This window comes from Lysinibacillus sp. EB271-A1-10B (assembly GCF_058791335.1).
This window is the reverse complement of the sequence record NZ_JBYTDL010000015.1, coordinates 95,288-115,652: the sequence shown is the minus strand read 5'-3', so window position 1 is coordinate 115,652 and position 20,365 is coordinate 95,288. Positions and strand designations below refer to the sequence as shown.

Annotated in this window: 23 protein-coding genes; 15 read left to right on the top strand and 8 right to left on the bottom strand. The window is 35.8% G+C overall.

Annotated features, from left to right (window positions below):
* Nucleotides 1-281 precede the first annotated feature (281 nt).
* The gene (locus tag AC3WSK_RS18140) at nucleotides 282-545 is read right to left on the bottom strand and encodes a tyrosine-type recombinase/integrase (protein WP_427484215.1); all 264 of its coding nucleotides are present in this window, start codon (nucleotides 543-545) and stop codon (nucleotides 282-284) included.
* Between the two features lie 16 nt (nucleotides 546-561).
* Here AC3WSK_RS18140 and AC3WSK_RS18135 point away from each other — a divergent pair, with 16 nt between their 5' ends.
* A complete protein-coding gene (locus tag AC3WSK_RS18135) occupies nucleotides 562-774 on the top strand; it encodes a hypothetical protein (RefSeq protein WP_427484214.1) in 213 nt (70 codons plus the stop codon).
* Between the two features lie 322 nt (nucleotides 775-1,096).
* Here AC3WSK_RS18135 and AC3WSK_RS18130 read toward each other — a convergent pair whose 3' ends face one another.
* Nucleotides 1,097-1,852 carry a hypothetical protein gene (locus tag AC3WSK_RS18130; RefSeq protein ID WP_492413070.1) on the bottom strand — a complete coding sequence of 252 codons (756 nt, stop codon included), beginning with the start codon at nucleotides 1,850-1,852 and terminating at the stop codon, nucleotides 1,097-1,099.
* A 159-nt stretch (nucleotides 1,853-2,011) separates the two neighbouring features.
* Between AC3WSK_RS18130 and AC3WSK_RS18125 the strand changes: the two genes are divergently transcribed.
* The 6 genes from AC3WSK_RS18125 (at nucleotide 2,012) to AC3WSK_RS18100 (ending at nucleotide 7,263) form a co-directional block, all read left to right on the top strand.
* Nucleotides 2,012-2,269: a helix-turn-helix domain-containing protein gene (locus AC3WSK_RS18125; RefSeq protein WP_240518349.1), complete on the top strand. Its 258-nt coding sequence runs from the start codon at nucleotides 2,012-2,014 to the stop codon at nucleotides 2,267-2,269.
* 102 nt (nucleotides 2,270-2,371) lie between these two features.
* A complete protein-coding gene (locus AC3WSK_RS18120; RefSeq protein WP_492413072.1) occupies nucleotides 2,372-2,704 on the top strand; it encodes a hypothetical protein in 333 nt (110 codons plus the stop codon).
* A 402-nt stretch (nucleotides 2,705-3,106) separates the two neighbouring features.
* Nucleotides 3,107-4,081: a hypothetical protein gene (locus AC3WSK_RS18115; RefSeq protein WP_079563070.1), complete on the top strand. Its 975-nt coding sequence runs from the start codon at nucleotides 3,107-3,109 to the stop codon at nucleotides 4,079-4,081.
* A 724-nt stretch (nucleotides 4,082-4,805) separates the two neighbouring features.
* Complete coding sequence (locus AC3WSK_RS18110) at nucleotides 4,806-5,006, top strand: hypothetical protein (RefSeq protein ID WP_079563071.1); 201 nt, start codon at nucleotides 4,806-4,808, stop codon at nucleotides 5,004-5,006.
* A 448-nt stretch (nucleotides 5,007-5,454) separates the two neighbouring features.
* Entirely contained in the window at nucleotides 5,455-6,813 is a 1,359-nt protein-coding gene (locus AC3WSK_RS18105; RefSeq protein WP_079563072.1) for a lytic polysaccharide monooxygenase, read from the top strand.
* 162 nt (nucleotides 6,814-6,975) lie between these two features.
* Nucleotides 6,976-7,263, top strand: coding sequence for a hypothetical protein (locus tag AC3WSK_RS18100; protein ID WP_049667586.1), 288 nt, complete (start codon nucleotides 6,976-6,978; stop codon nucleotides 7,261-7,263).
* 197 nt (nucleotides 7,264-7,460) lie between these two features.
* Here the strand turns inward: AC3WSK_RS18100 and AC3WSK_RS18095 are convergent, their stop codons facing one another.
* From AC3WSK_RS18095 to fdhF, 3 genes are read right to left on the bottom strand one after another with little or no spacing between them, the layout of a single operon-like run.
* A complete protein-coding gene (locus AC3WSK_RS18095) occupies nucleotides 7,461-8,507 on the bottom strand; it encodes an Mrp/NBP35 family ATP-binding protein (RefSeq protein ID WP_492413075.1) in 1,047 nt (348 codons plus the stop codon).
* A 12-nt stretch (nucleotides 8,508-8,519) separates the two neighbouring features.
* The gene (locus AC3WSK_RS18090) at nucleotides 8,520-8,996 is read right to left on the bottom strand and encodes a helical membrane plugin domain-containing protein (protein ID WP_079563074.1); all 477 of its coding nucleotides are present in this window, start codon (nucleotides 8,994-8,996) and stop codon (nucleotides 8,520-8,522) included.
* A gap of 4 nt (nucleotides 8,997-9,000) precedes the next feature.
* Nucleotides 9,001-11,934 carry a formate dehydrogenase subunit alpha gene (gene fdhF, locus AC3WSK_RS18085; protein WP_492413077.1) on the bottom strand — a complete coding sequence of 978 codons (2,934 nt, stop codon included), beginning with the start codon at nucleotides 11,932-11,934 and terminating at the stop codon, nucleotides 9,001-9,003.
* A gap of 617 nt (nucleotides 11,935-12,551) precedes the next feature.
* Here fdhF and AC3WSK_RS18080 point away from each other — a divergent pair.
* The 3 genes from AC3WSK_RS18080 to moaA are packed head-to-tail and all read left to right on the top strand — an operon-like array spanning nucleotide 12,552 to nucleotide 14,789.
* On the top strand, nucleotides 12,552-12,899 hold the full coding sequence (locus AC3WSK_RS18080) for a Na-translocating system protein MpsC family protein (protein ID WP_079563076.1): 348 nt from the start codon (nucleotides 12,552-12,554) through the stop codon (nucleotides 12,897-12,899).
* A gap of 12 nt (nucleotides 12,900-12,911) precedes the next feature.
* Nucleotides 12,912-13,742 (top strand): formate dehydrogenase accessory sulfurtransferase FdhD, encoded by an 831-nt coding sequence (fdhD, locus tag AC3WSK_RS18075; RefSeq protein WP_079563077.1) that lies wholly within the window; start codon nucleotides 12,912-12,914, stop codon nucleotides 13,740-13,742.
* 30 nt (nucleotides 13,743-13,772) lie between these two features.
* On the top strand, nucleotides 13,773-14,789 hold the full coding sequence (moaA, locus tag AC3WSK_RS18070) for a GTP 3',8-cyclase MoaA (protein WP_079563078.1): 1,017 nt from the start codon (nucleotides 13,773-13,775) through the stop codon (nucleotides 14,787-14,789).
* 355 nt (nucleotides 14,790-15,144) lie between these two features.
* Here the strand turns inward: moaA and moaC are convergent, their stop codons facing one another.
* Genes moaC through AC3WSK_RS18055 form a run of 3 tightly spaced genes read right to left on the bottom strand, consistent with a single transcriptional unit; the run spans nucleotide 15,145 to nucleotide 16,701 of the window.
* Complete coding sequence (moaC, locus tag AC3WSK_RS18065) at nucleotides 15,145-15,627, bottom strand: cyclic pyranopterin monophosphate synthase MoaC (protein WP_079563079.1); 483 nt, start codon at nucleotides 15,625-15,627, stop codon at nucleotides 15,145-15,147.
* Nucleotides 15,620-16,210, bottom strand: coding sequence for a molybdenum cofactor guanylyltransferase (gene mobA / locus AC3WSK_RS18060; RefSeq protein ID WP_427484209.1), 591 nt, complete (start codon nucleotides 16,208-16,210; stop codon nucleotides 15,620-15,622). The genes moaC and mobA overlap by 8 nt, the downstream gene beginning before the upstream one ends.
* Nucleotides 16,207-16,701 carry a MogA/MoaB family molybdenum cofactor biosynthesis protein gene (locus tag AC3WSK_RS18055; protein WP_079563081.1) on the bottom strand — a complete coding sequence of 165 codons (495 nt, stop codon included), beginning with the start codon at nucleotides 16,699-16,701 and terminating at the stop codon, nucleotides 16,207-16,209. Before AC3WSK_RS18055 ends, mobA begins: the two co-directional genes overlap by 4 nt.
* 119 nt (nucleotides 16,702-16,820) lie before the next feature.
* On the opposite strand from AC3WSK_RS18055, the gene AC3WSK_RS18050 reads away from it, so the two are divergent.
* Genes AC3WSK_RS18050 through moaD form a run of 5 tightly spaced genes read left to right on the top strand, consistent with a single transcriptional unit; the run spans nucleotide 16,821 to nucleotide 20,331 of the window.
* Nucleotides 16,821-17,837 (top strand): thiazole biosynthesis adenylyltransferase ThiF, encoded by a 1,017-nt coding sequence (locus AC3WSK_RS18050; protein ID WP_492413081.1) that lies wholly within the window; start codon nucleotides 16,821-16,823, stop codon nucleotides 17,835-17,837.
* Nucleotides 17,838-17,851: 14 nt separating this feature from the next.
* Nucleotides 17,852-19,144 carry a molybdopterin molybdotransferase MoeA gene (locus AC3WSK_RS18045; protein ID WP_492413083.1) on the top strand — a complete coding sequence of 431 codons (1,293 nt, stop codon included), beginning with the start codon at nucleotides 17,852-17,854 and terminating at the stop codon, nucleotides 19,142-19,144.
* Nucleotides 19,105-19,629, top strand: coding sequence for a molybdopterin-guanine dinucleotide biosynthesis protein B (mobB, locus tag AC3WSK_RS18040; RefSeq protein WP_492413085.1), 525 nt, complete (start codon nucleotides 19,105-19,107; stop codon nucleotides 19,627-19,629). Before AC3WSK_RS18045 ends, mobB begins: the two co-directional genes overlap by 40 nt.
* Nucleotides 19,626-20,105 (top strand): molybdenum cofactor biosynthesis protein MoaE, encoded by a 480-nt coding sequence (locus AC3WSK_RS18035; protein ID WP_492413087.1) that lies wholly within the window; start codon nucleotides 19,626-19,628, stop codon nucleotides 20,103-20,105. The genes mobB and AC3WSK_RS18035 overlap by 4 nt, the downstream gene beginning before the upstream one ends.
* Nucleotides 20,098-20,331, top strand: a complete 234-nt coding sequence (gene moaD / locus AC3WSK_RS18030) for a molybdopterin converting factor subunit 1 (protein WP_079563086.1) — start codon at nucleotides 20,098-20,100, stop codon at nucleotides 20,329-20,331. Before AC3WSK_RS18035 ends, moaD begins: the two co-directional genes overlap by 8 nt.
* The last annotated feature ends 34 nt before the right edge of the window (nucleotides 20,332-20,365 follow it).

The following is a 20,365-nucleotide window of genomic DNA, read 5'->3' as shown; positions in this document are numbered from 1 at the left end:
GTGTATAAAAGTAAGGAATAATATAACCACAGCCTTCTAAGCCGTCGGTCGGGGGTTCGAATCCCTCCTGGGACGTCTTTAACAAAAAAAAGGTTGATTTTCAACCAAAAAGAAAAACGCTTAAAGCCTTATGAATACTAGGTTTTGAGCGTTTTTTTTTATATTTTGATAAATATTAAAAATCGCATTGAATAACATATAAAATCTATTTTAGGTAAACAAAAAAATTAAGATGAATAAACATTGATTGCTATTTCTTTATCTCGTTCTTCCATCTCTTTTCATACATGCGAATAATGATCAAGTGTTGTTTGAATATCAGATTGTCCAATACGTTTTGAAACAGCATAAATATTAGCACCTTTGTAAATCAAAACACTGGCATGAGTATGGCGTAAACCATGAATATAAATATGTTCGATCTCCAATGCATCTAGTGTTTTTCGTAATAATTTATTGCCACCTTCATTTGTTACAGCTAATATTAATTTCTTGAATTCATTCATACCTTTCTTATTATAGAAATTTTTTCTCTGATTGTTCATTTGACTGGCCACAAAAATGAACGATATACGTGATTTTGTGAACGCTAAAGACGTTATAGCTAACATTATCCGTGAGATTGCGAACGGTACAGTAACAATTACTAGTACATTACGAGCTGTATTTGTAGGGGCATATCGTAAAGCTGTAGAGCAATTAAGGACTAGGTCTAGTAAATCATCATATGATAGAAGAAACACCAAAAAGAGAACGATCAGTACCGTTTTATAACTGGCTTTATGAACGTAATGATTGTACACAAATAAATAGCAGACCGAACTTAGAAAATTCACTTTGGTAAAGTATCTAATACTAAGAATCAGTATTTATGAAGTAAGGTTTTGGGTTTGTGATATAGTTAATTCCTGCTAAAGAAATTTATCTAAAAGGTGAAAAATGGCTCTGCTCAATGATGTTCCGTTGAAGCAGTCAATCAAATTGTCATGGCTTCGTTAAGCGTAACATGACTGGGGACTTCTGACAGGACAGATAAAAAAAGATAGAGCAGGTCACTCTATCTTTTTTATTTTAATAATATGGTAAATCTTGAATCCTAATCTTGTATTGTTACCAATATTCCATCTTCAAAATACAAATATTTCCCGTAATCTGAATACACCCATTGCTCTGATTGATGACTAGCAGTAATTGTTCGGTTAATGTCGTCGGGTTCTCCCCAATTGGTATCGAGAACTTGCTCTTTTGTCATTCCTATGTAAATACGATTTTTAGCTTCCTCAATTCTCCTAGCTTCTTCTTGCGCTTCCCGTTCTGCTTTATCGTTTGCATATCTTTCAAGATTTTCAGCTTTTTCTTTTTTTATAGATGCTTCAAGTTCTTCTATATCTGTTGAAAATTTTTGATATATAAATGATTTAACATTTTCACTTAAATCTCCATTATCTAAAGTTAAAATTTCGTAACCAAAGGTACCAAACGTTTCCATTTTTTCATAATACCTTTGAACGGCAAGATTATAAAGTTCAATCGTTTTATCTGTTGGTCTGATTTCTAAATCAGGACTTTGAATAAACGACTCTTTATAATAGGAAATTACATCTAAGTAACTTTCTTCATCTATAAGCTTGATCATATTTTTTTCAATATTTTTAGCTTTTTCTTGACGCTTTTGATCTTCAACTGATATTTCTTCTGTTTGCTTTGTTTCAATTGATTCTTCTTTTTCTTCTAACTTTTTTGTAGTTTCTTGATTAGTACAACCAACAAGAGTGAATAAGCATAAAATTAATATTATGAACTTATTGTATTGATTATTTACTTTCACAACATTGACTTGGTTTTCCTGCAATTTTGATTCCTCCAAAAACTAATACTTTGGTCTACTAAGTTAGTTTACTACATTTACTACTATATTAGTATGAAAATTTCAATTTTAATCCATTTTGTAAACCGTAATGTCTTATCACCCACCATACTATTGTAATTAATTTAAAAAGAGATTTATACTTTGAATGAATTTGAAAATATAACAATTGATGCAGCATTAAAACGAGTTCGTAAATATCTAAAACTATTACAAGAAGAATTAGCACATAGAAGCAGTTTGGATAGAGCATACATCAGTATGCTAGAAAGAAATATCAAACAACTGACAATAACAACGATATTTCTATTAGCAGGAGCTTCGGAAATGAAACCTTCTGAATTTGTTAAGTTATTGGAAGATGAATTTGAAGGATATATCATCAAACGCACTACGGAATAGTCACGACTAAAATCAACTACAGGGGCATGATAGTTCGATAAGATAAAGGAATAAGTAAGATGATTATCGAATACCTAAATATCTTCAATTAGGGGGATGTGTATGTACGATTACAAAAGTATTCATTCAGATAAATTTGCTTCATTTATTAAAACTGATGTCATTGAAAATTTTTTAATATTAAATATGAATTGCACTAAACTAAGTACATTGCTGTTTACTGAGGGGTTAAGTGGCTCAGGTATAATAATTAGAGGAATGAATGCTAATTTACAAGGTAATTATGCGTATGATTCTGCTGATGAATTTACTGAGATAAATTTAATTGAGATTGACTTTCCAGATAACTCTGATGGTGCTTTGGAGGATGAAATATTGAAAATTGTACAGAAAATTTCAAATGAGTTTTTATGGAAAATTGATTTAAGAGAGTAATAAGTTAGCTTTCCTTATAAATTTATTTTGCCCTCGGAAATTTTCGCTTTAATTTTTAAACTCGGATGGTTAATATATTCAGTACTGTAAACGCATCAAGAATCGTTGAATCGGATAATTGGCTGTCTCGAATGTCTGAATCTGCAGTTGTTGGTCGTATATTACTATAATTCTTAACTTGCGTCAGTTTTGCGTTACTAATTTTTCTCCGTACTATAACAATATTGCGAAATGCCACCGAATAATATCTGACGACTTTCCTTATTTTTGCCACACTGACAACCAAACACATCAATCAAATTCAGGTAAGTGGCTAAAAGAAAAAAATAAAGATTTTCTATCATAATAACTATTTATTAGTGTAATATATTAATTACAGTATTTTGAATGGGTGGTATTATTATGCTAGCAAACAGTAAACACAAAAAAATTATCATAGTAGTAACAATAACATTTTTTCTAATAAGTGGATTTTTTTCATATCTATTTATCTCAAGCAAAATAGAAAGAAAAAAAGAAGAGAGAGAATATGCTTTCGAAATGAAAAAATCTATTTATAGTAACTATAAAGAATCTATGGATGAAATTGATGTAGCAAAAAATGTTGAAACAGTCATTAGAGTGATAGAAGAATCAGAGGATGTTTTAAATAAGCTTTCTGATGATAAAGAATTAGTAAGATATTATAGCGAGTTTGAAGAAGGAAATGATTACATAGATACTCTAAGAGAACTTGCAATTAAGAATCTTAATTTGGCAGTACCAGCTTTATTGGAATCTTATATAACATTAAGTCAATATGAATCTATTGACTTCATTGAGGAATCAGAACATATTAGCGAGGAAAATAAATCTATATTACTTAAAATAATGGCGAGAGTTGAGACGGAGGAAACGAAACAATATTTGGATAGAATGGAAAAAATGGTGAAAAAAGGGAGGTATGGAGCGGCGATAAGTTTGTATAAAGAAAAAGAACTGATACAACATAGTGAGGACGGTAATGCTTTATACTATTATGCATTATTAAAACAGAATAATTATGGTTATGAATCATTTGAAGCGAAAGAAGAATTGGCGCAAAATGTAAACCCGAATTATACAGGGAGAATGAGTGCTGAAATAAATGAAGAATTTGAATATAAAGAAGGAGTTGTTGGAATTTTCCACAATATGTGGGGGTATTATTATGAAGAAAATCAAAAAAGTGATATTTATATTGGGATGAGAAAGGAAGAAGTTTTGGAATCTAAATGGGGTAAACCAAAGGATGTTAACCGTACTACAACATCTAATAGTATTAATGAACAATGGGTTTATGATAATTATAAATATTTGTATTTTGAAGATGGAATTTTAACTACGATTCAAGAGTAATGTATAGGCACATCATTAATTTGGTGTGCTTTTTTGTGTTGGTGAAAACTATTAATTAGAAACCTAAAGCTCAAAGCAGAATACATGAATCGTTCAAAGGTACTAGGCAGAGTAAGTGGTTTGTTATTATTGCATAAAACTGAGCTTGCTACAATGAGACAGGTAGCTAAGCAATCATTCAAAAGGTTGCAGAACTAAATCAGGATAGCAGAACATGCGTATAAGTACTGCTATGGTAGCACAGAAGTTTTATGTGGCAGGTCGCGACTGACTACTGTAGGGAGGGTTAAGTTAAGGTTAGCTTTAATATATCATACCTCCTATAATTGAAAAACCTTATAGTATAAAATTGTATAATATACAAATCTTATCACATAGTATAATGATACATCCATTAACCTCCAACTTTAGTTGAATAGTAAAAACCTATTTCAAAACGGTTTTGGCGGAACAGCCGTACAACATATCAATTATCTTTCTAAATAAAGCTGACAGAAGTTTAATATCGTTAGGCTACGTTATCTGATCATGGACAGCGTTTCGTCGCTAAATGAACAGAATTGCACGTGTAATTCAATGAAGGAATTATTCACATATAATTAGAGATGTTCTCACTAAACCATTTGTTACTATCATTCTTCCTTCAGAAAGATTCTTTTGTAAATTAGAATAATTTATATAAAAAACGGAAAGAAATAGGGTAAAAATGTTGGAGTTGATAGGTATGGAATTTGATAAAGAGAATGAAGTTTACTGCTACAGCTGTCGTAAAAAAACTTTATTTACACGTAAAGATACGCATAATAAAAGTGGGGTAGACAGTCATTGTAGTGAATGTTCGGGTATTTGGTTTGAATGGCAAAATCGAGCTGTGGAGAGAGAAATGGAAAAGTGGGTTGAATATAATAAAGGGCTCGCAAATTAGAATAAGGCGTAGTTTTCTTCGTTCAAATAGGTAAAGAATAAATAAAAATATTGCTAATCATATTACTAATAGTTTATATATATTTTAGATAGATAGTAAAGAAGCAAAAGAGTCAGCTTGAAATTGAAAGTACTTCTTGTGAAAACAGCTCATGCCTAAGAAGCATGAGCTGTTTTTTAGTCTTTATTTCTTTGTTGAAATCGTAAAAATGACAAATTTAACTTGAACACTTTATGAACGTTTTGTTAAAATTCATAGCACTTTCAAATAGAATATAACAAAATGATAAGATATTTATTATATTTAGCACTATTTATCTACGTATTTCAAGAAAAAACATACTAACATAATACACCCTTTATCATGTTTATGCATAGTTTGCTTATTAATAAATTCATAGCTATCATACCAGTAGTAACACAATTTTAAAAGTAAGGAGATTAGTAATATGAACATTAAATTCACAAAACTAAGTAAGAGTACAAAGGGGATAAGTGCTGCCATTTTAGCAGCTGGAATCATGGGGGTTACAATGGCACCAAATGCATCGGCCCATGGGTTTGTTGAGAAACCAGCTAGCCGCTCCGCTTTATGTAGCCAAAATTATGGCGCGCTTAACTTGAGTTGTGGAAGCATTATGTATGAGCCACAAAGTCTAGAGGCACCAAAAGGATTCCCACAAGGTGGACCAATTGATGGACAAATTGCATCTGCAGGTGGTAAGTTTGGTGGCATCCTCGATCAGCAAACTGCAAATCGCTGGTTTAAAAATACGATTACTGGTGGACCGAATACCTTTACATGGAAGTACACTGCAGCACATTTAACAAGCAAATGGCACTATTATATTACGAAAAAGGGCTGGGATTCTAATAAGCCATTAACTCGCGCTGATCTTGAGCCAATTGGAACTGTTGAACATAATGGTTCTGCTGCATCAAATAATTTAACGCATACAATTAACGTACCAACGGACCGTAGTGGCTACCACGTTATTTTAGCTGTTTGGGATGTAGCTGATACTACAAATGCTTTCTACAATGTCATTGATGTTAATTTGGTTAATAATGTGGATATAGATAAGGAAGCTCCATCTCAACCAAATGGATTACAAGCAACGAAAGTTACTTCTAACAGCGCTGAACTAAAATGGAATCCTTCTACAGACAATGTAGGTGTAAAAGAATATCAAGTATTCCGTGATGGTAAAGTAGTTGGAAATGTAGCGGGAACTACATTCACAGATAAAAATTTAAAAGCGGAAACAAAATATACATATACAATAAAGGCAGTGGATGCCGCTGGAAATGTTTCTAAAGAAAGTGAATCTACATTTGTAGAGACAATGAAAGCAACTCCAGATACGGAAGCACCAACGCAACCAACTACACTACATACGATGGCAGTAACATCATCAAGTGTAGACTTAATGTGGAGTGCATCAGAGGATAATGTAGCAGTTGACCATTATGTTATCTACCGAGAAACACCAGTAGGGCAAATGACTGCAGTTGGAACATCTAAAACTACATCTTTTATGGACATGAATCTACAAGCTAATACAACTTATAAGTATGCAGTCACTGCTGTTGATGCAGCTGGAAATGAATCTATTAAAAGTTCCGTTTTAACTGTGACTACAAAAGAGCAAGGGGCGTCTTATGAGCAATGGAGTTCATATAAGGCATATACAAAAGGTGATAAAGTAGAGCACCAAGGTAAAGTATATGAAGCGGTTCAAAGCTATCAAGGATATGGAGATCCAAATTGGATTTTTGCATTGTCTTTATGGAAAGAAGTTAAATAAAAAGTAAAGTCCTAATAAAAAGCCTTGCTTATGCAAGGCTTTTTTCAAATTTAGTTAATGACTTTATCAATCCAAATGTCTAAGAAACGAGAGAAGAGAAAACTTATAAAAAGAGGTATAATATAATAGGAAGAAACTCAAGATAGAAAGATGGATTTTAAAATGAATGAACAATTAGTAGATTGGATTACACGTTTTCAAAAGGAAAAAGATATAGAGGCTCTCGCAAACTTAAAAGACTATTGCTACTATATGATTGAACCTTTAATTGAGGAGTTTACAGAGAAATACGGTGAAGATGCTGGGGAATTATTAAGATTAAAATGGGATAAGCGTTTTTATTTTATTTTTACTAAGTATCAATTAAATGTTGGACTGCCTTTAGATTCTTTCGTTAAAAATACGTACCGTTTTTATTTTATGCAAGTTTTAAAGAAGGCTGGCTATTGAACCAAATAGTAGGGAGTGTTTCAAAGTTGAACATGGCTCCATTAAAAAATCCTTGTCTCGTGTTAAAAGCGAGACAAGGATTTTTAGGTTTTATCATGCCCTTAGGCGGAAGATTAACTGCCTGTAAAAGCCTGATTAGTTTAGGCTAATTCAGCAGTAGGGGATGAAGAAAACGCCTACTGCTGAAAAAGTCCACTTTATTGATACATTAAATCTTCTGCAAGGTGGGTAAATACCTCACCGATGATGGAGTCTTCGTCGTAAACAGAAGAGCCTGTATTTTCCTCAGGTTGCGCAAATGGAACTTGAGCAATGATACTTGTTTGAAGCTCATCTGCCAATTTTTCGGCGCCACCTTGACCGAATAGATAGTTCTTTTCACCATTCGAATTTTCAAAGTAAGCCATGTTTTCAACAACACCAAGAATCGAGTGTTTCGTATGTTGAGCCATCAAACCTGCACGAGAAGCAACATGGGAAGCTGCAAGGTGCGGTGTTGTGACAATAATTTCTTGTGCTTGTGGAATCATTGCCGCCATATCAATGGCAACATCTCCTGTACCAGGTGGTAAATCTATGAGGAGATAGTCTAATTCATCCCAATGTGTATTAACAAGGAAATTGCGAATCCATTTGTTAAGCATTGGACCACGCCACATGACAGGTTGGTTTTCGTTTGTGAAAAAACCCATCGACATGATTTTTACACCATGACTTATTACTGGAATAGCTGTTTGGTCAAGCATCGTTGGTTTTTGATGAATCTTCATCATAGCTGGAATACTAAATCCATATATGTCGGCATCTAAAATACCTACACGTTTACCAAGACGGGCAAGGGCCACTGCTAAGTTAATCGTCACAGTAGACTTACCGACGCCCCCTTTACCACTAGTAATTGCAATAAATTTGACACCAGAATCGGGTAGAAGCATTGTAGGCATACCTTTATCCGTAACTTTTTTTGATTTTAAAGAAGCTGTTAAACTACGACGTTCGTCATCTGTCATAGAACCAAATGTAATGGAGACATTTGTTGCGCCGATCGCTTTCAACGCTTCTTCAACATCTTGTTGGATTTTGGCTTTTAAAGGACAACCTTGAATAGTTAAGATAATATCAAGTGAGATATGCGTACCATTGACTTGAATATTACGTACCATATTCAAGTCAACAATGCTTTTATGAAGCTCTGGGTCATCAACTTTCTGCAAAGTTTTTAAAATGTGCTCGTTCGTTAGCATATAACCATCCTCCTATTTTAGGCCTTTGCCAAGCCCTTTTAAGAAGTGAGCGCCAAAATTTACAGCACGATTAACATCAGGGTCGTTTAGCATTTTGAACAGCTTAAAGGCACTAACTTTTTCATCAGATTCAACAGCTTTGTTTGCTTCATCTAAGCCAGAATTTAAGCCTTCAATTAGCTTTGTTGTTGTTTCTGGGTTCAGCTCGGTTAATGCTCCCGCAACACCCATTAAGTTGTTGATGATATTCGTAACAGGCTTACGAGTTAATTGTCCAAGAGCAATATGGGTAACCTCTTCTTTTGCTTCTAGTAGTTTCGTAGCTGCTTCTAGTGCTCCAATATCATTTAGTTCTGCCATGATTGTAAAGACCTGGTTAACCATTTCTTCATTTTCAGAAAGAAGTTGCTTTAAATTGTCTAGCTTTTCTTCCTTTAATTGTTCTTCTGTTTTTTGCGCTTTTTGAATTGTCGTAATTGGTGCTGCCATGAACTCACTCCCTTTCGTTAGTTGTTAAGTGAACGTAGCCAGGACGATTCCATTTGCGTTCTACCTCAACACCATTTTGTGGATGACGTTTTTTATAGCGCGGGTTTGTTCTAGGAAGTGGAGATTTTCCTTTTTGTTTCAATACTTCTACACGTACTTTTGTTTGTTTGTATGCAGGTGTCGATGTATTGATGTCTCCAGCTGGCCCTGTTAAGAAATTAATCGCCGAATCTTTGCTAACAGAGTTCATAGGTAAGAAAAGTTCATTTCCTTGTACGCGATCTGTTACTAGGGCATTTAATTTTAATGCGCCTTGAGGAGACACTAAACGAAGAAGAGCTCCATCTTCAATGCCACGTTCTTTTGCTAATTCTGGTGATACTTCAACAAAAATTTCAGGTACTTTCGATTGAATACCTTTTGATTTATTTGTCATATTACCTTCATGGAAGTGTTCAAGCATACGGCCATTGTTAATATGGCAATCATATTGCGCTTCATATTCAACCGGTCTGATCCAATCATTTAAAGCAAAACGAGCTTTTTTGTCAGGGAAGTTAAAACCATCTTCATATAGTAATGGTGTGTCTTTACCATCATGGCTACCCCAACAGAAGCTACCCCAATTTTCTAATACATCATAGTTCGCTTGCGAGAAGAATGGAGCAAGACTAGCCATTTCAGCAAAGATTTCACTTGGGTGACTGTAATTCCAGTCAGCACCTAGGCGACGTGCTACTAATTGAAGGATTTCCCAATCGGCTTTTGATTCACCAAGTGTTGGTAATACTTGATATAGTCGTTGTACACGACGCTCTGTATTCGTGAAAGTACCTTCTTTTTCAAGAGAAGGTGCTGCTGGTAAAATAACATCCGCATATTGTGCTGTACGTGAAAGGAAGCAATCTTGTACAACAAAGAAGTCTAATTGTGAAAGTACTTTATCTACATGGTTAGCATCGCAATCTACAAGTGCCATATCTTCCCCAACTAAATACATTGCTTTCATTTTACCTTCCATGATAGCATCTAACATTGCCATATTCGTACGACCTGGTTCAGGTTTGATATTCACACCATATGCTTCCTCAAATTTCTTACGTGCTTCGTCGTCTATTACTTTTTGATTACCTGGTAATAGATTTGGTAGTGTACCCATATCACAAGCACCTTGAACATTGTTGTGACCACGAAGAGGGTAGGCACCTGCACCTGGACGACGATAGTTACCAGTAGCTAGAAGTAGGTTAGAAATTGCAGCTGATGTATATGAGCCACCTGTATTTTGTGTGACACCCATACCCCAAAGTACACATGTACCGTCAGCATCACGAATCATTTCAGCAACATTTATCAACGTTTCTTTTGAAATGCCCGTTTCTTTTTCTGCATATTCTAATGTGTATGTTTCAAGTACATCTTTAAAATCATCAAAGAAGTGCACGTTCTCTTTAATGAAGGCTTCATCATGCCAACCTTGATCGATCATATATTTTGTAACGGCCATTAACCATACTTGGTCTGTTCCTTGTTTTGGGCGCATGAAAATATCAGAACGCTCAGCCATTTCATGTTTACGAACGTCGGCAACAATTAATTTTTGACCGTGTAACTTATGTGCACGTTTTACACGAGTAGCTAAAACAGGGTGACCTTCTGCAGGGTTAGCCCCAACAATAATAACAAGGCCGGCTTTTGCGATATCTTTGATCGTTCCAGCGTCGCCACCTATACCAACTGTGCGTAGTAGGCCATCTGTAGCTGGAGATTGACAATAGCGTGAGCAGTTATCAACGTCGTTTGTTTCAAATAATTGACGTGCCATTTTTTGAATTAAGTAGTTTTCTTCATTTGTAATTTTTGAAGAAGAAATAAAGCCGACAGAACCAGAACCGTGTTCTTTTTGAATGCCACCTAGTTTAGTAGCAATTAAGTCAAGAGCTTCATCCCATGAAGATTCAACAAATGCATCATTTTTACGAATTAATGGTTTTGTAATTCGTTCTTCAGAGTTGATGAAGTCCCAACCGAATTTTCCTTTTACACAAGTAGAAATTGCATTTACAGGACCGTCAGAAGGTTGCACTTTTAAAATTTTGCGGTCTTTTGTCCAAACTTCGAACGAACAACCTACGCCACAGAAAGTACAAACTGTTTTTGTTTTCTTCGTCCGTTTACTACGCATAGCAGCCTCGACTTCAGAAACAGCGAAGATACCGCTATAACCAGGCTCAACTTCCTTAATTAAATTAATCATCGGATCTAATGTATCTTGCTTAAGCCCAGTCATAAAACCAGCTTCACCAAGCATTGATTTTTCCATTAATGCGTTACATGGACAAACGGTAACACATTGCCCACAGCCTACACATGAAGAATCGTTAATGGCAACGCCTTCATCCCATACTACTTTTGGTCTTTCCGCTTCCCAGTCAAGAGATAATGTTTCGTTAACTTGTAAGTTTTGACAAACCTCTACACATTGTCCACATGCGATACATTGGTTTGGATCGTATCGATAAAATGGGTGCGACATGTCTACTTCGTGAGGTTCAACTTTTGGTTGATAAGGATATTTTTGATGTTCGATTTCCATTAATTCTGCTGTGTTATGTAATGTACAATTACCGTTGTTATTATCACAAACTGTACAATACAGCAGGTGGTTTTCTAATAGACGATCCATCGCTTCCGTTTGTGCAGCTTTCGCTTTATCAGAAGTAAGTTGGATATCCATGCCGTCTATAGCTTTTGTTGAACAAGAGCGAACTAACTGTCCGTTTACTTCAACGATACATGTATCACAAGTTTTGATAGGGTCAACAGATGGTACATGACAAATTTGTGGGTGGGCGATGCCATTTTGATTAATGGTATCAAGTATTGTAGCTCCCTCTGCTACATTATACGATTGGCCATTAATGTTAATTTTAGTCAAGGTGATTTCCTCCTTTTGATCTTAGAGACTTTTTTGGCAACAGGTTAATACTGGGGATAAACCGAGAATAGGACTGCGAGTTTTTTATGTTGAATGTCTTGTTCATTTAAAAAATGGTCTTGTTATAATGTCATTTCCCGATGTATCCAATTTCTACACTAAGATAGATGAAGAAACATGTATCACGAGTTGTTATTGCTGATATTGCTGAAAAATAAAAAAATCCACCATGAAAAGGCACGTTTAAAACATGCTGATTCGTCATGGTGGATAAAATTCTTAACAGGCCTTGCTAAAAATTCAATCTACTTTTATTTTTTATTCAATATAACTATAGAATATAAATATTAAAACCACCATGCCAAAAGTTCAAACCTATTTGTATAAAACCATGACATAAGAATCAAAATACTTTCATTCCATACATAATATCACTTATTATAGCCTTTTCAGCTAAAATGGACAATAATTATAATAAAAATTATTGATTGAGAATAATTATCATTGAATATTTTCTCTTTAATTTTTATTTAAGTTGCTATATTATTAACAAACTATAAGGGTGACCCCCATGAACATAGGATAAAAAGATTAATTACGTTGGGAGAATCGTTAAAATGTCAAAAAAAGTGCATGAATTCAACGACATTATTCGAAAACTACGAAAAGATATATTTGGAAAAGGACCGGAGCGTATTCATACGGTTTTCATCGAGAACATGGCTGTGTCAACTTTATATGGGAATATCACACCGACAGAAAAATTTATTGCGAGTACACCTGAAGGGTTAAAAATGGTCCATGCTGCACGTACTAGGATGATTCAAGATTTGTATACTAAATCACCTCCAGAAGGAATGGAAGAACTGATGGGCACTAAGTTACTCCATTTATTTTCAGATATTAAAATTGAAGAAGATTTTGCTATTTCCGTATTTGTTTTTGAAAATAATATTAGTGAATAAAGGGGATGCCATATGGAGCGAGCGGTAGCTAGAGACATAATACGTGTTGAAGGTAATCAAATCAAAGAAATAAAAGATACTGTTGTTACAGAATATGCTGTGACAGTGAAGATTAATGAGCAAGAATTTGTGACGATGGTTTGCACACCAGAGTATGTAGAAGATATGGTTATTGGCTATTTGGCTTCTGAACGAATTATTCGTAATTACGATGATATTGAAGAAATTTGGCATCAAGAAAAAGAAGGCTTTGTACATGTTAAAACAAAGCGTGTGAATCCTTACTTTCAACAAATTCAAAATAAACGTTACATAACTTCTTGTTGTGGCATGAGCCGTCAAGGTTTTGTTTTTGCTAATGATGCATTAGTAGCAAAAACAATGGAAGGCATTCATGTGCGTATTACAACAGATGATTGTTTTCGTTTAATGCGCGATATGCAAGATTTGGCTGAAATCTTCAAACAAACTGGTGGTGTTCATAATGCAGCACTATGTGATACGAATGGAGTTTTATTAAGCCGAATGGATATTGGGCGCCATAATGCCTTAGATAAAATTTATGGTTATTGCCTAAAAAACAATATTAGCATTCAGGACAAAATTATCGTGTTTAGCGGAAGGATTTCATCAGAAATTTTACTTAAAGTATCGAAAATTGGCTGTGAAATTGTTTTGTCCAAATCTGCTCCTACAGAATTGGCATTGCAATTGGCAGAGCAACTCGGTATTACGACGGTAGGCTTTATTCGCCAAAGTACACTTAATATTTATACACATAAGGAACGTATTCATTTACCTACAAATGAGTTAGAGCCCCCGGACGCAATTACGCCAAGGTGAAATTGATCAAAATGAAAGGAAGAGATTAAAATTACTAATCTACGAGACCAACTACAAAGACCATTAAGAGATTTGAGGATATCAGTAACAGACCGTTGTAATTTTCGTTGTCAATATTGCATGCCTGCAGAAGTATTTGGTCCTGATTATGCTTTTTTACCGTCCGATAAAATATTGAGTTTTGAAGAAATCGAACGATTAGTAAAGATTTTCGTTTCATTAGGTGTGAAAAAAGTGCGCATTACTGGCGGTGAGCCTTTACTACGTCGTGATTTGCCAAAATTAATTGAACGTATACATCGCATAGTTGGAGTAGAGGATATTGCTTTAACGACCAATGGCACATTGTTGAAAAAATATGCAAATGAATTGGCGCGAGCTGGTTTATCACGAGTAGCTATTAGCCTAGATTCTCTAAACGAGGAACGCTTTTTCGAGATGAACGGTCATCGAGGAAAAGTGAAAGCGGTATTAGAAGGTATAGAAAAAGCAGCAGAAGCAGGTTTACAAGTTAAGATCAATATGGTCGTTCAAAAAGGAAAAAATGACCAAGATATCGTTGCGATGGCAGAATATTTTAAAGAGAAACAGCATATTCTTCGCTTTATTGAATATATGGATGTCGGTAATTCAAATGGATGGCGGCTAGATGACGTTCTGTCGAAGAAAGAAATCGTTGACCAAGTCCATCAATTTTCTCCACTGCATCCTGTCGACCCTAATTATAAAGGGGAAGTAGCTACTCGTTATCAATATGAGGATGCCAAAGGTGAAATTGGCGTGATATCATCTGTAACAGATTCTTTCTGCTCAACGTGCTCGCGTGCCCGTATTTCGGCAGAAGGAACATTATATACGTGTTTATTTGCAACAGAGGGAACGAGTTTACGAGAATTATTAAGGTCTGGGGAAGATGATGAAACTATTACCCAATGCATTTCGAATGTGTGGGAAAATAGAAAAGATCGCTATTCCGATGAACGAAATGAACAGACGATGGAAAAACGAAGAAACTCAAAAATTGAAATGTCACACATCGGTGGTTAGACAAAATAGAGTGATATTAGTTGGTACTAGCTTGTTAGTATTAGTGACTTATAGTTAAAGAGCAGAAAAAAACGGCACAATAATGCCGGATTTTTATCTTCATTCAGCAGAAAACTACTACCTAGAAGGTGGTGATATGGATGCGTATGAGGTTTTTTTCAGTGGGTGTCCAAGTACCTGCTGAGTGAAGATAAAGCCTCCGGCGGATGTCACGGATTTTCAAAGGAATGAATATAAGGATGTTAGCCTAAAACCTTCGCATCCTGCGAAAACGGCTAACTGACCTGCATCCTGCAGGCCTTAGCACAATTCAAAATCCGGACGCAATTACGCCAAGGCAAAATTGATTTGATGTTTATTTATGCACAAAGTCGCCACTTTTTCCGCCTGTTTTTTGAACAAGGTAAGTTTCTTTAATGACCATAGACTTGTCGACTGCTTTACACATATCATAAAAAGTCAGTGCAGCAATGGATACAGCAGTTAGTGCTTCCATTTCGACACCTGTTTTACCACTACATTTCACTGTAGCTTGAATGTGTAGTTCGTAACCAACCTCTGCTTTTGTATAGTCAAATTGAAGGTCGGTTCCTTGTAACATAATCGGATGGCACATTGGGATAATATCAGCCGTTTTTTTAGCACCTATAATCCCAGCAATTTGTGCCACATGAGTTGGGTCGCCTTTTTTTATGCCTCCTTGTTGGATGGCTTCATAGACCTCATCAGATAACGTGATTGTACTGCGAGCGATCGCTGTACGGTTTGTGCTTGTTTTTTCTGAAATGTCGACCATTTTAGGACGACCTTCTTCGTTCCAGTGTGTAAAATTACTCATTATTAGATTTCCTTTCAAATGTTTGTAGCCAATCTTGTTGTGAATTGATATTGATGAATGTTGAGCTGTCGTCTTCAAAGGGAACATAACACACTTGAAGTTGCTCTAACAAGACTTTCATACTTCGCTTGTTTTGTTGGACTAGTTGATGTGCTTTTGGTAAAGCACTGCGTCGATATAAAGCAGCAAGAGGTTGTAATCTTGAAGCTTGTTTAGGAACAATAGCCTCATAACGGTCATCGATAAATGTTAGCATAGTTTGGACAAATTCTGCATTAATAAAAGGCATATCGCTTGCTATTACGAAAAACCACTCTACTTCTGGGAAGTTTGTCATGATATGATGCAAGGCAAATAGAGGTCCTTGATGAGGCTGTTTTTCAATGCTCCATTGGACATCATCTTCTACAAACTTCGATTGCAAGCTAGCATTTGTAGCAATAATTAAAGGATGTAGTTGATTTTTTTGTAAGGCTATGAGACTTTGCTTATATAAAGGCAGACCAGCAAATAATTCAAACATTTTCGGTTGACCATACCGAGAAGATTGACCGCCAGCTAAGACAACACCAGCTATTTTCATATGCGATTCAACTCACCGACAAAATGTTGCACAGTAGGAAGAATCAGTTTTGTCATGGCAAGTGTTACGGCATTCGTGGAACCCGGTAGCACATAGATAGCCGTTTTATTGCGACTACCTGCTGTTGCACGACTAAACATAGCTTTTGGGCCGATTTCTTCATAGCTTAATGTTCGAAATAACTCACCAAATCCCATCATTTCTTTTTCGAAAAGAGGGAGAATCGTATCATAAGTTTGGTCTCTAGGTGTAAACCCTGTTCCACCTGTTACGATAATGGTATTAATGGTAGAATCAGCGCACCATTTTTGTACATGGTTTGAGATTTCAAGTGGTTCATCTTTTGATATTTGATAGTCTACTAATTCAAATGAAGCTTCTTGAAGCAATGATTGAATACGCTGACCACCATGATCATCCGCCTTCGTGCGTGTGTCACTTACTGTTAAAATGGCAGCTCGTATAGAAAGTTGACTATGTGTAGGATGCAAGATAAAAGGCCTCCTTTTAAAGAGTTGATATTGTTTTTGCTGAAAAACATTGCTTTTATTATAAAGCTATAAATGAAAAGGTCAAACTAAAATTCATAGAAAGAAAGGCAAAAACGTTTATGCATAATAGATATTCTAGACAACAATTATTCAGCCCAATCGGAGAACAAGGGCAGCTATTACTAAAACAAAAGCATGTCTTAATGATAGGGGTTGGTGCTTTAGGCAGTGCTAGCGCAGAGGCTCTAGTAAGGGCCGGTATCGGAAAATTGACGATTATTGATCGTGACTATGTAGAGTGGAGTAATCTACAAAGACAACAACTATATACTGAGCAAGATGCACAAGAAAAAGTCCCTAAAGTCATCGCTGCAAAAAAAAGACTACAAAGCATTAACTCTGAGGTAGAAATCAACGAATATATAGTTGATGCGTGTACAGAGCAATTAGTTTCACTGCTTGAAGATGTAGATATGATGGTAGATGCAACGGATAATTTTGATATTCGCTTTATGATGAACGATCTTGCACAAAAATATCAAATTCCTTGGGTTTATGGTTCTTGTATTGGCAGTTATGGCGCTACTTATACGATTGTGCCAGGTACAACACCTTGTTTACATTGTTTGCTAGCAGCGATACCCAATACGGGGATGACATGCGATACAGTAGGAATAATCAGTCCGACTGTTCAAATCGTAGCAGCCTATCAAGTAGCTGAGGTTTTAAAGTATTTAGTAGGTAATGAAGAAGCATTACGAAAAAGTTATTTAACTTTTGATGTTTGGCAAAATCAACACTATGAAATAAACGTTGAAAAAATTCGTAATCATGATTGTCCATCCTGTGGAAAAAATCCGACGTATCCGTATTTGTCATATGAAAATCAAACAAAATTAAATGTATTATGTGGTCGGGATGCTATTCAAATACGTCCACCTAAACCGATTCACTATAATTTGGATCAGCTCGCTGTCCAACTTCGTCCTTATGGTGATATTCAACAAAATCCCTATTTATTATCTTGCCAAGCAGAAGATTATCGACTAGTGATTTTTCAAGATGGACGAGTTGTTATTCACGGTGTAAAAGATATACAAAAGGCTAAAACCATTTATTATCGTTTATTCGGATAAAGGAGTGTTCTAAAATGTTAGAAAAAAGAAAACCAATTGCTGTTGCGGAAGCTGTTCAACGGGTCATGCAGTTTGCATTCCTAGAAAAAGTAGAAACCGTATCACTACAGCAAGCACATGGACGTTTTTTAGCAGAAGATATTGCAGCTGACCAAGATGTACCATCATTTGATCGCTCACCATATGATGGTTATGCTATTCGCTCGGTCGATAGTCAGGAAGCATGTTCAGAAAATCCAGTAACCTTCAAAGTAGTAGGGGAAATTGGGGCGGGCTATGTATTTGAGGGAGCAGTGGGTGATCGAGAAGCGGTGCGCATTATGACAGGAGCTCCTATCCCACGCGGTTGCGATGCAGTCGTTATGCTAGAATTAACACGCACCTTTGAAGAAGACGGTCAACGTTATATGTCAATTAAACGCTCTTATGAAGCAGGAACAAATATTTCCTATAAAGGTGAGGACGTTCAAAAAGGCGCAATTCTTATTGAAAAAGGACAATACATCAATCCGGGTGTTGTCGCATTACTTGCTACTTTTGGTTATGATCAAGTACCCGTTTTTCAAAAACCAATTGTAGGCGTTATTGCAACAGGAAGTGAATTACTAGAACCAAGTGATGCTTTACAGCCAGGGAAAATTCGTAATAGTAATGCCTATATGATAATGGCTCAAATTGAACGTGCTGGGGCAACCGTCAAATATTTTGGTAAATTGAGCGATGAGTTAAATTTATGTATACAAGCTGTAGAAAAAGCTCTTCAGGAAGTAGATATATTGATTACAACAGGAGGAGTATCAGTAGGCGATTACGATTACTTACCTGCCATTTATGAAGCCATTGACGCACAGGTACTGTTTAATAAAGTGGCAATGCGACCAGGTAGTGTAACAACTGTTGCGGCTCGAAATGGTCAATTATTATTTGGACTTTCAGGTAATCCATCAGCTTGCTATGTTGGGTTTGAACTATTTACCCGACCTATTATTCGAACAGCATTCGGTAATAAGCAACCACATCTACGTAGAGAGCAGGCTGTTTTAGGTGCGGACTTTAAAAAACCGAATCCGTTTACTCGTTTTGTACGTGTTAATGCCTCGTACGAAAACGGTCAATTAATTGCAGTTCCTTCTGGTTTTGATAAATCTAGTGCGGTTTCTTCTTTAGCGGAAGCTAATGCCTTTATTGTATTACCAGGTGGATCACGTGGATACGAAAAAGGAATGCAAGTTGTTGTCTTAATGTTAGAAGATTTGCAGGGAAGTGAGTGGCCATGGGACAACATCGAAAAATCCTACAAATCGTAGGCTATCAAAATAGTGGCAAGACGACGTTAATGGAACAGCTCATTACACAAGCTACCATAGATGGTTTTCGGGTAGGAACAATCAAGCACCATGGACATGGTGGTATCCCTATGATCGAAAGTTCAAAAGATAGTGTTCGTCATGAGAAAGCGGGTGCAAGTGTCACAGCAGTTGAGGGAGAAGGTACTTTGCGCATGAGTATTCACCAAAGTAACTGGCAGCTTGCTGATATACTAGCTATTTATGAAACATTTAAGATGGATATCATTTTTATTGAAGGCTATAAAAATGAAGACTTTCCGAAGGTTGTTCTTTTGCGCCAGGCGGAAGATGAATCTTTGCTACAAAAAGTAAGTAATATCATCTGTGTTCTTTATTGGCCAACCTATCCACTAAATAAACCACTAGATTACCCAACTTTTTCAATTCATGAGAAGGAACAATATATAAAATTTTTAATGCAAGAAATGAGGCAGAAATCATGACTACATCGTTGTTTGAAATTATTGATAAACCAATTGATGTTGAAGAAGTTAGACAAAAAGTATCAGATCGAAATGCTGGTGCGATCACTGTTTTCATCGGAACAGTACGTGAAATGACAAAAGGAAAGAAAACACTACATTTGGAATATCAAGTTTATCCAGCTATGGCTATTAAAATGTTTGAACAAATATCTAAAGAAATACAAGAGCGATGGTCAGAAGCAAAAGTAGCCATTACACATCGTGTTGGTCATTTAGAAATCTCGGATATTGCCGTAGTAATCGCGGTTTCATCACCACATCGTAAAATAGCCTATGAAGCAAATGAATATGCTATTGATCGTATAAAACAAATTGTGCCTATTTGGAAAAAAGAGTATTGGGAAGATGGGACCGAATGGATTGGTGATCAATTAGAAAATGTCCCTTATCCAAAAGGAAATCCATCAATCAGTGAGGAGGAATCTTGTGATTAACATATTATTATTTGCTCACTTACAAGAAAGTATAGGCGAGTCAAAATTATGTGTAGACCTGTCAGATAGAACAATTGGACAAATTAAAGAATGGATGGAAATACAATATCCACAGGTTTCTTTACAACATGTTATGACAGCGGTAAATGAGGAATTTGCAACAGATGCAACGGTCGTAAAAAAAGGGGATACAGTCGCGTTCATTCCACCCATTAGTGGAGGGTAAAAAGAAAAGATGTAGTTGGTCCAGTTTAGTGAAC

Coding starts and splice junctions, on each gene's coding strand:
- AC3WSK_RS18140 (WP_427484215.1), bottom strand. CDS start 545: ATGAACAATCAGAGAAAAAATTTCTATAATAAGAAAGGTATGAATGAA.
- AC3WSK_RS18135 (WP_427484214.1), top strand. CDS start 562: ATGAACGATATACGTGATTTTGTGAACGCTAAAGACGTTATAGCTAAC.
- AC3WSK_RS18120 (WP_492413072.1), top strand. CDS start 2,372: ATGTACGATTACAAAAGTATTCATTCAGATAAATTTGCTTCATTTATT.
- AC3WSK_RS18115 (WP_079563070.1), top strand. CDS start 3,107: ATGCTAGCAAACAGTAAACACAAAAAAATTATCATAGTAGTAACAATA.
- AC3WSK_RS18110 (WP_079563071.1), top strand. CDS start 4,806: ATGGAATTTGATAAAGAGAATGAAGTTTACTGCTACAGCTGTCGTAAA.
- AC3WSK_RS18105 (WP_079563072.1), top strand. CDS start 5,455: ATGAACATTAAATTCACAAAACTAAGTAAGAGTACAAAGGGGATAAGT.
- AC3WSK_RS18100 (WP_049667586.1), top strand. CDS start 6,976: ATGAATGAACAATTAGTAGATTGGATTACACGTTTTCAAAAGGAAAAA.
- AC3WSK_RS18095 (WP_492413075.1), bottom strand. CDS start 8,507: ATGCTAACGAACGAGCACATTTTAAAAACTTTGCAGAAAGTTGATGAC.
- AC3WSK_RS18090 (WP_079563074.1), bottom strand. CDS start 8,996: ATGGCAGCACCAATTACGACAATTCAAAAAGCGCAAAAAACAGAAGAA.
- AC3WSK_RS18080 (WP_079563076.1), top strand. CDS start 12,552: ATGTCAAAAAAAGTGCATGAATTCAACGACATTATTCGAAAACTACGA.
- fdhD (WP_079563077.1), top strand. CDS start 12,912: ATGGAGCGAGCGGTAGCTAGAGACATAATACGTGTTGAAGGTAATCAA.
- moaC (WP_079563079.1), bottom strand. CDS start 15,627: ATGAGTAATTTTACACACTGGAACGAAGAAGGTCGTCCTAAAATGGTC.
- mobA (WP_427484209.1), bottom strand. CDS start 16,210: ATGAAAATAGCTGGTGTTGTCTTAGCTGGCGGTCAATCTTCTCGGTAT.
- AC3WSK_RS18050 (WP_492413081.1), top strand. CDS start 16,821: ATGCATAATAGATATTCTAGACAACAATTATTCAGCCCAATCGGAGAA.
- AC3WSK_RS18045 (WP_492413083.1), top strand. CDS start 17,852: ATGTTAGAAAAAAGAAAACCAATTGCTGTTGCGGAAGCTGTTCAACGG.
- AC3WSK_RS18035 (WP_492413087.1), top strand. CDS start 19,626: ATGACTACATCGTTGTTTGAAATTATTGATAAACCAATTGATGTTGAA.